The 13,298-nt window shown below is 37.4% G+C and carries 16 protein-coding genes and 1 pseudogene; 16 read left to right on the plus strand and 1 reads right to left on the minus strand.

All coding sequences use genetic code 11. From position 1 onward, the window contains the following. Nucleotides 1–18 precede the first annotated feature (18 nt). From MY533_RS09560 to MY533_RS22285, 4 genes and pseudogenes are all read left to right on the plus strand, one after another. Nucleotides 19–1,002: an alpha/beta fold hydrolase gene (locus MY533_RS09560; RefSeq protein WP_248718922.1), complete on the plus strand. Its 984-nt coding sequence runs from the start codon at nt 19–21 to the stop codon at nt 1,000–1,002. Between the two features lie 5 nt (nt 1,003–1,007). Further along, nucleotides 1,008–1,679, plus strand: a complete 672-nt coding sequence (locus MY533_RS09565) for a response regulator transcription factor (RefSeq protein WP_248718923.1) — start codon at nt 1,008–1,010, stop codon at nt 1,677–1,679. After that, nucleotides 1,676–2,668: a sensor histidine kinase gene (locus tag MY533_RS09570; protein WP_248718924.1), complete on the plus strand. Its 993-nt coding sequence runs from the start codon at nt 1,676–1,678 to the stop codon at nt 2,666–2,668. The genes MY533_RS09565 and MY533_RS09570 overlap by 4 nt, the downstream gene beginning before the upstream one ends. 52 nt (nt 2,669–2,720) lie before the next feature. Continuing rightward, nucleotides 2,721–2,900 (plus strand): annotated as a pseudogene (locus MY533_RS22285) (3-carboxymuconate cyclase); the annotation flags it as partial. Between the two features lie 128 nt (nt 2,901–3,028). Here the strand turns inward: MY533_RS22285 and MY533_RS09575 are convergent. Next, the gene (locus MY533_RS09575) at nt 3,029–3,907 is read right to left on the minus strand and encodes a LysR family transcriptional regulator (protein WP_248718925.1); all 879 of its coding nucleotides are present in this window, start codon (nt 3,905–3,907) and stop codon (nt 3,029–3,031) included. Between the two features lie 118 nt (nt 3,908–4,025). On the opposite strand from MY533_RS09575, the gene MY533_RS09580 reads away from it, so the two are divergent. The 12 genes from MY533_RS09580 (at nt 4,026) to MY533_RS09635 (ending at nt 13,222) form a co-directional block, all read left to right on the plus strand. After that, on the plus strand, nt 4,026–5,246 hold the full coding sequence (locus MY533_RS09580) for an MFS transporter (RefSeq protein ID WP_337993598.1): 1,221 nt from the start codon (nt 4,026–4,028) through the stop codon (nt 5,244–5,246). A 156-nt stretch (nt 5,247–5,402) separates the two neighbouring features. Then, nucleotides 5,403–6,413, plus strand: a complete 1,011-nt coding sequence (locus MY533_RS09585; protein ID WP_248718926.1) for an ATP-binding cassette domain-containing protein — start codon at nt 5,403–5,405, stop codon at nt 6,411–6,413. After that, on the plus strand, nt 6,410–7,198 hold the full coding sequence (locus MY533_RS09590; protein WP_248718927.1) for an ABC transporter permease: 789 nt from the start codon (nt 6,410–6,412) through the stop codon (nt 7,196–7,198). Before MY533_RS09585 ends, MY533_RS09590 begins: the two co-directional genes overlap by 4 nt. A gap of 170 nt (nt 7,199–7,368) precedes the next feature. Next, a complete protein-coding gene (locus tag MY533_RS09595; protein ID WP_248718928.1) occupies nt 7,369–7,755 on the plus strand; it encodes an SRPBCC family protein in 387 nt (128 codons plus the stop codon). 100 nt (nt 7,756–7,855) lie between these two features. After that, nucleotides 7,856–8,389, plus strand: a complete 534-nt coding sequence (locus MY533_RS09600) for a sigma-70 family RNA polymerase sigma factor (protein ID WP_248718929.1) — start codon at nt 7,856–7,858, stop codon at nt 8,387–8,389. Beyond that, nucleotides 8,373–9,257, plus strand: a complete 885-nt coding sequence (locus tag MY533_RS09605) for a hypothetical protein (RefSeq protein ID WP_248718930.1) — start codon at nt 8,373–8,375, stop codon at nt 9,255–9,257. Before MY533_RS09600 ends, MY533_RS09605 begins: the two co-directional genes overlap by 17 nt. Before the next feature lie 171 nt (nt 9,258–9,428). Next, the gene (locus tag MY533_RS09610; RefSeq protein WP_248718931.1) at nt 9,429–10,145 is read left to right on the plus strand and encodes a toast rack family protein; all 717 of its coding nucleotides are present in this window, start codon (nt 9,429–9,431) and stop codon (nt 10,143–10,145) included. Between the two features lie 68 nt (nt 10,146–10,213). Then, nucleotides 10,214–10,354, plus strand: coding sequence for a hypothetical protein (locus MY533_RS09615; RefSeq protein WP_248718932.1), 141 nt, complete (start codon nt 10,214–10,216; stop codon nt 10,352–10,354). A gap of 17 nt (nt 10,355–10,371) precedes the next feature. After that, nucleotides 10,372–10,908: a hypothetical protein gene (locus tag MY533_RS09620; RefSeq protein WP_248718933.1), complete on the plus strand. Its 537-nt coding sequence runs from the start codon at nt 10,372–10,374 to the stop codon at nt 10,906–10,908. A 69-nt stretch (nt 10,909–10,977) separates the two neighbouring features. Then, complete coding sequence (locus MY533_RS09625) at nt 10,978–11,520, plus strand: sigma-70 family RNA polymerase sigma factor (RefSeq protein WP_248718934.1); 543 nt, start codon at nt 10,978–10,980, stop codon at nt 11,518–11,520. Beyond that, entirely contained in the window at nt 11,504–12,610 is a 1,107-nt protein-coding gene (locus tag MY533_RS09630) for a DUF4179 domain-containing protein (protein WP_248718935.1), read from the plus strand. Before MY533_RS09625 ends, MY533_RS09630 begins: the two co-directional genes overlap by 17 nt. An 87-nt stretch (nt 12,611–12,697) precedes the next feature. Continuing rightward, on the plus strand, nt 12,698–13,222 hold the full coding sequence (locus tag MY533_RS09635; protein WP_248718936.1) for a tubby C-terminal domain-like protein: 525 nt from the start codon (nt 12,698–12,700) through the stop codon (nt 13,220–13,222). Nucleotides 13,223–13,298 lie beyond the last annotated feature (76 nt).

Consider the following 13,298-nt stretch of genomic DNA (forward strand, 5'->3'; position numbering starts at 1 on the left):
AACTGAAAGGGGAATTACATGAGAAAAATAGTTAAAAAAATAGCTATCTACTTTATCGCAGTTATACTTATTGGACTAATGGCGATCTTTAGCTATGATCGCTATCAGCTTAGTAAGGAATCGAAACTTTTAGATACTAACGGAACACTTGTTGAGGTCGATCATCAAAAAATCAATGTTTACACTGAGGGGGATGGTCAGGAAACTTATGTGTTTATGGCAGGCTCAGGAGTTGCGGCACCGATTTATGAAATGAAAGGGCTGTACAGTAAATTTTCTCGAGGACATAAGATTGCTGTAATTGAAAGAGCGGGCTATGGGTACAGCGATGTCTCGAAGGATGAACGAGATATTGATACACTATTAGCACAGACGAGAGAAGCGCTCCAAAAAAGTGGAAATAAACCACCTTATATATTAGTACCGCATTCCATTTCAGGTGTTGAAGCTATTTATTGGGCTCAAAAATATCCGGAAGAAATTAAGGGAATTATTGCACTTGATATAGGTTTGCCAAGTCAATATGTGGAGCATAAAATGGGAGTAATCGATTTATGGACTGTTAAGGGAATGAATTTACTAACGAAATTAGGCGTACATCGATTAACACCTTCGCAAGTATATAATCCAGAAGTAATGAAGCAATCATTTTTATCAGCGGAAGAAAAAGAAATATATAAGGCACTATCCTATAAACAGGTTTTTAATGATGATATGAAAAATGAGCTATTGCATGTGTACGAAAATAGTTTAAAATCAGAAGCGCTTCCGAAACCAAAAGACACACCGATAATAATAATTGATGCTATTGCTGAACAAAATAAAGATTCAAATTTTACGAAGTACCATAGCCAGAAATGTGCGGAATTTGCCGAGCAAATTAACATAGCGGAAGTGAAAGCATTAAGTGGTACTCATAGTATTTATTTATATAAGCCTGATGAGATTTATAATCTTGCGATAGAATTTATGGAGACAAAAGTTGGCAGCAAAGAAAGGTAGAGGTAATGAAAGGATTTAAGATTTTAATAGTAGAAGACGACCAAATGATTGGTGATTTGATGCAAAAAATACTACAACGTGAAGGTTACGACGTTGTATGGAAAACCGATGGACGAGAAATTACGACTATAATCTATCAAATTGATTTAGTCATAATGGACATTATGCTTCCGGGAGAAGATGGCTACCAGCTGACAAAGAACATTAAAAGCCTAGGCTTAAATATCCCCATTATTTTTCTTTCAGCGCGTAATGATATAGAGAGCAAGCTTCAAGGGTTAACCGTAGGGGAAGACTATATGACAAAACCATTTGATCCGAGAGAGCTCCTTTTAAGAATGCAGAAAATGCTAGAGCAGCAATATGGAACATTCACGCAAATCCAACATCTCTTGATTGATATCGAGCATCGTAAATTATATAAAAATAATATACATGATGAAATTTCATTAACAGCAATCGAACGTAAGATCTTCTTTTATTTAGTTGACAACAAGGATAGGGTGTTAACGAAGGATCATTTTTTTGACTATTTATGGCCACTTGAAGATCGAAATCAAAATATCATCAATGTTCACATTAAAAAGATCAGAACGAAAATTCATGATTCATCAGGTACCATCCTACAAAATATTTACGGAGAAGGGTATCGATTAAATACCTACATAAAGAAATGACATTAAAAACAAAATATCGATTATTATTATTTACGGCCATAGTTAGTGTCCCAATCGTCTTATTAGGGATTAGTGTGTCGATGTCTATTCTTTACGAATTCGCTTTTAAAACTAGAAATAAAGGCACTCCATTCCATGAATCTTTCGCCTATCCAACGATGCTGATTGTATTCTTCCTATCCTTATGTTTGCTAGCATTTTTCTTTTCGAAATCGATCAATTCATTGCTGACGAAAATTAATATGCTAAACAAAACAATTCGTGACTTAGCGAGTCATGAAAGCACACCGAGTACATTAGAGGTTGGCAGTGAGGATGAAATAGGAGAGTTAATTCAAGCGGTGAATATACTAATTGAGCGAACTACTTATCGGGAATTAGAGCTTAAACAACAGCAGGAACTACAAAAAGAGCTACTGCAAAAGCTAAGGCACGACATAAATACACCGTTAACAGCGATCCGCTTACAATTATTTTATCTAGAAGAATACTATAAGGAACAACCTAAATTGGTCGAATCCTTGAATGAGCAAATTCAATATATCTCTAGCTTAACGAATGAATTTAATTTGCAGTCGTTAGACACACTTGAAAATTCGTATATCGTAACGGAAGAAGTGCAACTCACAACATTGTTAGAAACGATGCTAAAAAAGTGGAGCTATTTGTATAGAATGCACAACATCGAACTAATCTATCATCCAGAAGATAGCCATGTAACATGGACAAGTAATGAACTATGGTTACAACGAATGTTCGATAATGTGTTCCAAAACACTTTGAAGCATTCAAAAGCTACAAAGCTTGAGATAACAATGAAAGATAATCAGATTTTCATAATGGATAACGGTATTGGCTTTGAACAAAATCGTGTTAGTGGGGGTCTAGGTTTGCAGATCATTGATGATATCGCTAGAATTCTTCAAGTAAGCTATTCACACCATTCAAACGAAGAAGGGACATCATTTTGTTTTTCTATTTCAACCTAAAAATAGCGGCTTTTTCACTTGCCGCGTTTTTTTATTACATCGAAAAAAGCTAGGTGTTACTGCAACAATTGGACAGCTTACTAGTACACCGATAGGAACAACTCCAGGACTGCCAATGGATGTTGGTTTGAGTAAAGATGGACAGCATTTTTACACCCTTAACGGAAATCAGGGAACGGTCTCCGTATTTACGATTCATTATTTTGGATCACAAGGATTAGCTGTTCTTTGATTTTGTTAGGAAGTGGGCGATAAACCTAAAAATTAGAGCGACAAATCTTTGAATTGTTCCGATAAATCCTAAAATTGTTCCGACAATTCATAAAATCATTCCGATAAATTAATTTAGACCCTATCGAACTAGCTTCGTTCGATCGGGTCTTCCAACAACAATGATTCAATCACATGTTTTAATTGAAAAATAGCAGATTGTTGACGCTCGCTCTTCTTGTAAATAAAGACAGTCTCGATCACTTTATTTAACTTCGGCAAATCATAATAGTGAATGTTGGAATAGTTATAAAGGTCAATTAGTTTTGTATTTAATACAGCAATTGTATTGTCTATTTGGAGGAAATCAAGGATACTACTGACCGATTTTATTTCCTTCATCGTAAATGGAACTTGATTTATTTTTAACCACTCTGCCATCGCCCGTGTATACATACAGCCTCTACTTAACACAAGAAGTGTGACAGGCGAACGTTTCACAAAATCAATAATATGTGAATCGTTCGAAATGACTTCAAATGTTTCTGATGCAATCATGTCATAATTTACATCAGGGTAGTGTTTTATAGGATTACTCGTCAGTGCACAATCCATTTCGGCATTATGTATTTTTTCATTCAAGGAAGTGCTAGATTCCACAGTGAAATCTACATCTAAAGGAATATTATTTGTCTGCAATGCATTCATTATGGATGCGCCATAAATTTTAATCGTTGTATGGGAAGTACCAAGGATAATTTTGGACTTCATTTGCCCAGAACCAATCTCTTGTAAAAAGTCATCGTACTCCTGTGTCATAAGCTTTAGAAATTTTAAATATTGTGTCCCTACATTTGTAATCTTCAGCCCCTGCGGTGTACGTTTAAACACCTCCTGACCAATTTCCGCCTCCATTTTCTTTACTTTAGAGGTTAAGGCAGATTGCGTATAATTTGTCATTTCAGCGGATTTACTTAGATTTTGCCTCTCTAAAATTTCGATCTTTAATGCTATTTCTTCTATGTTCATGTTGGAAGTCACACACCTATAAAATTTTTTGATAGCTACTATCATTTTCCTCCATTTTACGCATTCATTGAGGAAGCGTAAACTCAAATACGTAAAGTCAATGAATTAGTGAAACAGCATTGGAGGGAATTTTATGAATACATATTATAAATGGATCATTGTATTAGTAGCTACACTGTCTCAAACTGCGGCAACTTTTGTAACTTACGGCATGGGGCCAATTGCCACATTTTATCAAATTGAATGGGGATTATCCTCGCTTCAAACTGGTTTTATCGTTTCTGCTGTTAATATTGGGCCAATTTTTTCGATGATTTTGTTCGGTTATTTAATGGATAAACGAGGGGAAAAACAAATTATAGGGTGGGGCTCCATTTTACTAGGATTTTCAGCGCTACTTCTTATGTTGGTCAATAATTATGCAGTGTTGTTATTTTTATTATTAATTGTGGGCATATGGTATGGAAGTGCACAAACAGGAGGCAGCACTGCAATTGTGAAATGGTTTCCAGACAAACATCGTGGTCTAGCTATTGGCATTCGACAAACAGGCATTCCAATCGGTGGAGCTTTAGCATCAGCCATTCTCACATATATGTACTATCACCATAGCCTAACATCGGTACATCTTGTGCAAGGCATAGTAGCTATTGCTGGGGGACTACTTTTTTTATTGATTTATCAGGAGCCTAAAAATCGAGTAGCAGTAGCTGCAACCTCTGTCACTTTTAAAGAAAAGCTCGAAGCTATTAAAAATAATAAAAATTTATATCCAATCTATATTGTTGGAATTGTGATGATGACCTTACAAATGATACTCGTTGCTCATTTTATGAGCTATTTACATGAAGAAGGCGGTTATTCCTTAACAGCGGCGGGGCAATATTTAAGCCTTGTATTAATCGGTGGAATGATAGGAAGGGTAGCCATTGCGTGGATGAGTGATCAATTTTTTGCGCAGAAGCGGGAATTGTTATTAATGATCGTAATGGCTAGTGCAGTTATTCTTATCGTCCTATTGCCACTTATGCTACATGCGAAAATGTTGATGCCCTTAGGTTGTTTCTTATTGGGCTTCGTAGCACTTGGCTGGTATTCATTGTTTATCGCTTGTGTAACAGAGCAATCGAATCCACATTATGTTGGTCTCACTGTAAGTGCAGCATTGACGTTGAATCAGTTTTTTATTGTAATTGCCCCTTCGTTATTTGGATTCATCGTCACTTTTTTTTCAAGCTATCAATTGGCATTGGACATTGTAGCGATATTTGTTGCTCTCGGTGCAATGAACTTATATAGGGTGACCCAAAATACGAAGATTAGTTCAAAAACGTTGTAGAATTGTAAAAATAATAAACCCAAATTCGGTTCACATTCAGTTCATATATTTGTTGTATCATCCGTTTATAGACAACATCTATAAAAACTTAGAAAAGTGATTTTCATCTGTTTCAAGAAAAATGAAACGATGGAAATAAGCGAAGGAGGAAATATAATGAGTAGAACGAAAAGCTCGCTAGCGAATAGTGAGTGGGCCATTGAAGCACATGGTCTTATGAAACATTTTGGAGAAAATCGTGCTGTTGATGGTGTCGATCTAAACGTACGTGCTGGCACTATCTATGGTGTACTTGGTCCTAACGGAGCAGGGAAGACTACCACTATCAGAATGCTAGCAACCCTACTACGAGCAGATGCTGGGACGGCGCGAATATTCGGTTATGACATAGTGAAAGAGCCTCACATTGTACGTCAATTAATTGGGGTCACTGGTCAGTATGCTTCGGTTGATGAGTCACTTAGTGCAACGGAAAATTTGATTATCTTCTCTCGTTTGTTAGGATTGGGACGTAAAGAGGCCCGGAATAAAGCAGCTGAATTACTGGAAGAGTTCGGTTTATCTGAAGCCGCTAAACGTCCATTGAAAAATTTCTCTGGCGGTATGCGCCGTCGCTTGGACTTGGCTGCTAGTTTGATCGCACAGCCACCATTGATTTTCTTAGATGAGCCGACTACAGGCTTAGACCCACGAACACGTAATCAAATGTGGGATACGATCCGCCGTTTAGTAGATACAGGTTCAACCGTCCTATTAACGACACAGTATTTGCAAGAGGTTGATGAACTGGCAGATCGACTTGCCGTTATTGATCATGGCCGGGTTGTTGCGGAGGGCACAGTCGATGAGCTAAAAGCATCTGTAGGTACATCATCTTTACATTTGAATATTCGAAATCATCAGGAAACTATAGTTGCCTGTGAAACCATCGAACAAATACTCAAAGTAAAAACAACAGTTACACAGGACATTGGGAAGATTACGGCCCCGATGGCAAATGTTGACGCTGTTACTGATTTACTAATCGCACTTCGTCAAAAAGGAATTCAGCTTGACGAGTTTAGTGTACAAAAACCGACCTTAGATGAAGTGTTTTTGACCATTACTGATGAAAATGTTCCCCAAGAAATCAAATGCTCTGAGCAAGTAGAGGGGGAAAGAGTATGAAAAGTCAATTGCTAAAGAAGCCGAGCTTCAATCAATCTTTAAAAAATTCGTTAACGATGGCCTATCGAGGCGTATTAAAAATTCGACGTACACCAGAGCAATTATTTGATGTAACGCTTCAACCGATTATTTTCACCCTCATGTTCACCTATATTTTTGGGGGAGCCATTTCGGGCAATGTGCAAAACTATTTGCCAGTCATCATTCCAGGAATTCTCGTGCAAACGGTCATCACTACCTCAATCGTTACAGGAGTCCAATTACGGGAAGATATGGATAAAGGGGTGTTTGATCGATTTAAATCATTACCTATTGCACGTATTGCTCCACTGGCAGGAGCCCTATTGGCAGATACGATTCGTTATACAATTGCAACTGTCCTTACTTTTACTATGGGATATATCATGGGGTATCGACCAGAAGGGGGATTGGGTCACGTTGTACTTGCGGGACTTTTAGTTATTGTCTGTGCCTGGGCTATTAGCTGGATCTTTGCCTTCTTTGGTGTCATTGCACGTACAGCTTCGAGTGTACAAGGAATTTCCATGCTAGTGCTATTTCCACTGACATTTCTTTCTAATGCTTTTGTTCCGGCAGAGACTTTGCCAAATTTCCTACAGTGGTTTGTGAAAATTAATCCGATTTCACATCTCGTCACAGCCGTCAGAGAACTTACAAATTCGGGAGCTATAGGCTGGGATTTATCAGCTTCACTTATTGGTGCTGCAATTGTTGTCATCATTTTTGCACCACTAACCGTTCGTGCTTATATGCGTAGAACATAAGAAATGTCCTTAAAGAGTGTGTTTTCAACAAGCAATTGTCAAACACGCTTTTTATTTTGGGTTAATTCAGAAAAGCGTAGCAAACAAAGAATTAAAATTGCAACTGTTATTTATTCCTATAATAGGATAAAGTTATAGAAAAAGCCTATTTTAGCAAATGGAGGAATGCGATGATGGATCAAGAAAAAAGCTCGATTTGGATTGATGCAAGTATTGCAACAGTTTGGCGGGCTGTCACAGAAGAACAGCTGCTGACGCAATGGTACGCTCCTGATTCAACTTGGGAAATCCCAAAATTAGCGGTAGGAGAAGAGATAATATTCACGATTATGCCGAATGAACAAAATCAGCTTGCGGAAAAATTACCGATGGTGTTAACGATTAAACATGTAACGCCAAATCGAGAGTTTTCGTTTTACTTAGGTATAGAAGAAACGCTGATCGCTATTGTCTTAGAGGAAGAAAAAAATGGCACCAAGGTCACTTTTAATACGAAGGGCTACGAGGCTTCTCTCGCTAACTTACAAGCTTTAGTGGAAGGAAATGATAACTTTTAACATATAAGTTTCATGGAGAAATTTGATTTTTCCATGAAACTTTTTCATTGTTCATCAGTCTAACTGTAAATGTTTTTGTAAAAGTAAAGGGGGCGAGCAGATGTTAAAAGAACAAAAGGACGCTCACTTATCTAGAGCCATGACAATGTACGGGGATTATTTATTACGTGTATGCTTTACATATGTTAAAGATTGGACAGTAGCTGAAGATTTGGTACAAGACACATTTGTTAAATACTATGAAAAAATGGAGCAATTTCGTGAAGAAGCATCCATCAAAACATATTTATATCGAATTGCGATTAACAATTGTCACAGTTATCTTTCAAGCTGGCGTTATAAAAAAATACAAGTTATTGATTATTGGAGCAAATTCAAGAGCCTTTCCAATAATCCTGAAAAGGAAGTATTGATGGGAGAGACGGATGCATTGCTAGTGGCATCGATTGAGAAACTTCCGACGAAATACAAAGATGTACTACTACTATTTCACTTTGCAGAGTTTTCCTTAAAAGACGTTGCAGAATTGCTAAAGCTACCAGAAAATACGGTCAAAACACGATTAAGGCGAGCGCGTCAAATGGTGGGCATCACGCTATTAGAGGAGGGGTTTGAATATGGATCGGATTCGTAATGCCATCAACGAAATGTATAAAGAAGGTAACTTCTCGCATGAAAATCATGAAAAAACATTTCAAAAAATCAATCAAAAAACGAAGAAACGAACACCGTTAATGCCAATTATCGTAACAGCAGTCGTATCAGCTTGTCTGATCATTGGCTTAAAGATGATGCTTTTTCAACATGATATCCAATCCACGACGTCGGCAATTATCGATTCACATCTTTATCCAGAAAAGTCTGGAAAGGTGAAAGACTATAGCGCCTTAACACGACCATGGATGGTAGTAGGGTTAGTTAGTACAGTCTTCTTGTTTATTTTTACATTATTTGCTCTCGTGAAAAAATGGTTTTGGCGAGCACTACTAAGTATCATCATTATAATTGCCATTTTGGGGAATATGTCTGAACGAATTGGCTATCGCGTTTACGTACAAAATGAAGAAGAAATTCGAAATACTGTAAAAATTGGACCTTTTCATCCGGATACTGTTAAAATGAATGGTACAATAACGATACAACAGTATAGAATGGGTTATTTTTCAGAGAATCGCTTTCAAGGTATTGCAATTTTCAAGCATGATGGCAAAGGCTATGCATTGGATCATTATATACAGAGCGAAGAAGATACTATGGATTCTATTTATTTGAAAGACATTCACTATCTTGTTATTCCATTACTTAACGATCATAACATTGAAAAAGTAATAATAGACACTGGGACCGAGCGCATTGAGAAAGCAGTTGATTCCAATGATGCGCAATTAATATCAGTGCCTCTAAATTCAGAAATAGCTACTTCTCAATTGGTGATACATGCATTGGATCACGAAGGAAATACTTCTATTCTTTATAATGATTCACGTATTTTCACCTATTAACAGCTACCCCGTATGAATATGATGTTTTCATACGGGGTTTTTGAGATCCATGGAAGGGGTGCACACTACGTCTTAGGTCTTAGAAGATTTTAAAGCGGAGGGTCGTTTTTATAAATGAAAATTCCTATATAATGAATTTATTGGAATATCATATAGCGGGAGGAAATTACATTGAAAAAATTTATGGGACTTGGTTTGGTAATAGGCGCCTCATTAATTGCGCTATCGGGGTGCAACTCAGTCGTACCAGGTAAAACCAAAGATGAAACGATCTTAGTTGAAAAGGATAAAGCAGAAAAGTTAGATGTAGAATTAGAGCTTGGAATTGGAGAAATAACAGTAGAAAAAGGTGCTAAGGATTGGATTGAAGGTACTGCTCAATACAATATTGATAAACTGGCTCCAAAAGTAAAATATGACCTACGTGGCAAGACAGGAAAAATATCGATTGATCATAAGGGCTCGACTAACGTGCGTTTAGGGAAAATAAAAAATATATGGGATATTAAACTAAATGAAGATATTCCAATGGATCTCTCAATCGAAACGGGAGCATCGGATGCAGAAATAGATCTACAAGGGTTGCAGCTTGAAAAATTAGATATTAACACGGGTGTTGGCGATCTTAAAGTAAATTTAGGCGGCGATTGGAAAAAAAGCTTCGAAACGAATATTGAAACAGGTGTTGGGAGCACTACTGTCACTTTACCGTCAAAAGTTGGGGTAAAGCTTACGACAGAAAAAGGCATCGGCACATCAAATATTGAAGGCCTCATTTCAAAAGGAGAAGGGGTTTATGTAAATGAAGCATATGACAAATCAGATGTAAAAATCGAAGTCAATTCAGAAATCGGATTAGGCGACATTACTTTCAAATTGGAGAAATAAAGAAAAGTTTAGTAGGCTACTTTAAGTGAGTAGTCTACTTTTTTTGTAGAAACATAGGTGACGGCTAGATGACAAAAGTAATGGATAGAACGGTAAAGTGTACGATGGAAGAATCAAAATCGTGGATAGAACAACTAGAATCGTGGATAGAAAAATCAAAGTCGTGGATAGAAGAGTTAGAATCGTGGATGGAAGAATCAAAGTCATAGATAGAAGAGCTAAAGTCATGGATAGAACAATCAGAATCGTGGATAGAAGAGCCAAAATCGTGGATAGAACAACTAGAATCGTGGATAGAAGAATCAAAGTCGTGGATAGAAGAGTTAGAATCGTGGATGGAAGAATCAAAGTCATAGATAGAAGAGTAAAAGTCGTGGAAAGAAGAGCCAAAACCGTGGATAGAACAATCAGAATCGTGAATAGAAGAGCGAAAGTTATGGAAAGAAGAGCCAAAACCAACGATGTTCCGTTTTCTATCAGCGATGATGGCTCTCTTATCAGCGGTGTTCCGTTTTCTATCAGCGATGATGGCTCTCTTATCAGCGATGTTCCGCGTTCAATCAGCGATGATGGCTCTTTTATCAGCGATGTTCGATTTCTATCAGCGGTATTGGCTCTCTTATCAGCGATGTTCCGCGTTCAATCAGCGATGATGGCTCTTTTATCAGCGATGTTCAATTTTCTATCAGCGATTATGACTCTGTTATCAGCGATGTTTCGCGTTCAATCAGTGATTCTCGCTCTCTTGGATAGTAGTTTATAAAAAGAATTTTTTCAAAGTGAAACCTTTTGATTGGGTTAATTACTCTAAGTATTGAAAGGAGGAAACAGCATGGAACATGACTTATCGATCGTTAAACAGGCTATAACAGGAAATAAGGAAGCGTTTGAGCAGTTACTCATTTTAGAGGAAGAAAAATTATTTTATACTGCGCTTTCTTATGTTGGCCAAAAAGAGGATGCACTGGACGCTATTCAAGAAGCAGCCTGTAAAGCTTATCTAACCGTCCACCAACTAAAGCATCCGGAATTTTTCTCCACATGGCTGTTTCGGATTTTAATACATGAATGCTATCGTTTGCTAAAAAAAAGGCAGAAAATCATTCCTTATGAAGAAAGTGAATTATTACATCGTTTACAGGAGCAAGAAAATGTTATGGCGAATCCAATTGATTTATCGGATGCTATACAGCTTTTGAATCATTCTCAGCAAATGGCCATCATTTTATTTTATTATCATGATTTGCCGATTAAAGAAATTTCAGAGGTAATGGAAAAGCCAGTTAGCACTATTAAAACGTATTTGCATCGTGGAAAAAAACAATTAAAACGAGAATTAGAAAGGAGTGCAACGTTTAATGAAAAAGCCATTTAATGAAAACAGTACCCTTCCGGAATTCCCAAGAGATGAGGTACGAGCAGCGATTGCCAATGGCATAAAACAAGCAGAGGAGCAAAAAAATATGACTCAAACACCTGTACAAATTAGAAGAAAAAGCAAACGAAAACCATTATTGTATGTAGCAAGTGCGGCAGCCGCATTTAGTATTATGGTAGGTTCTGCCGCGTATGTATCGCCAACTTTCGCGAGCACATTATCACAGCTACCAATTGTCGGGTCGGTATTCAGTAACTCAGGCTTACCTGGGCTTAAACAAGCTAGTGAACAAGGATTAACAAGCACTATTGGAGAAAACCATACAATTAATGGTATTTCTGTAACGATAAATGAAGTTCTTTATGATGATTCTAATATTACAGTAGGATTTACAGCTGATTCTGAAAAGGCATTAAGTAAGGATTACTTTGGGGCAGGACTGGACTTTACTATTAATGGTAAAAATCCTGAAGTGGCATCTGGAAGCTTTAATGAAAAGGTAATAAGCCCAACGGTTCATACAGGTCTTGCAAGATTTGCTGTGATGGGAAAGATGCCGGATTCCTTTGAAATGGGCTTAATGTTAGAAGGGAAAGAAGGGGAGAAATGGGAATTTACAGTTCCTGTTAAAAAGATTACGAATATTATTGATGTGCCAGTTAATCATCAGCAACAAGCAGAGGGCATTCAACTTGATGTGAGCAAAATTTCATTAAGCCCATCAGGTATAGCACTTGACTATAAAGCCTCTGAAAAGGGGACAATTGATAATTCACAAGTAGGTGCATCGTTTATAGAATTCCGTATTACCGATCAGAATGGCAAGGAGATTACTTCGCATTCTGGTGGAGGAGAAGGTCATTTCGAAAATGGTGTATGGAACTTTAGCAGCATCAAGTCTTTTGACCCGATTTCAAACGATGTTCAAAAATTAACGATTACTCCATATTTAATGCTTCCTTCAGACGGGGGCGGTGTACAAATGGATAAGGATGGCATAGAAACAAAAATACCATTCGATAAGTCATCACTAAAAGAAGTGAAGTTCCAACCATTCACAGTCGAAGTACCTAAGCAAACTAAATAAACATTAAAGGCGTCAAATACAACCTTTGTATTTGGCGCTTATTTTATGTTAGTTTATAGAAAGCAACTGAATGAAGGAGCGAACGGATTGAAGATTTATACATACAAACAACCAGCGGCCATTGAGTCAACAGAATCAGTAGCCATTTTAAATGAAGCGGGGGAAGTATCGACGACTGTTCAACGTGTTTATTCGAATGGACTGAAAAAGGCATTTGACCGCACGATGGACTATCGCTATTTTGTACGTTTTGATGTTAGTGATGTCACTGGACAGCCTCTTTTCACATGTAAAAAGATGTCGCGTCGTGGTCGAGTGCATTTTATTGGGAAGGATTTCGTCACTGGCAAAGAGTATATGATTGCCTATGATGGCTGGCAAATTATGATCCCTGATTTAATCATCACAGACGGCATCCAAACAATAAAACTCAACAAGGAAATGGAGGACTGGTCCGTATTTTCTCTTGATGATCAACCAATTGCACGCTGGCAGGCTGTCTTTTGCGAAACTCATTTCGAGATTACGTTGCAAATTGAAGACAACAGCCCGATACAGCATGAAGCATTTTTTATTGCAATCGGACAAGCAGTGTTGTTTGTAGGAGCGTAAGATGTCGATAAATTTGAAAAAATGTTCGATAAAATGAAAAAGTTGGGCGATAAACTGAAAAAATTAAGCGATAAAA

It is taken from the genome of Lysinibacillus sp. Ag94, assembly GCF_023242215.1.
Lineage (GTDB): Bacteria > Bacillota > Bacilli > Bacillales_A > Planococcaceae > Lysinibacillus.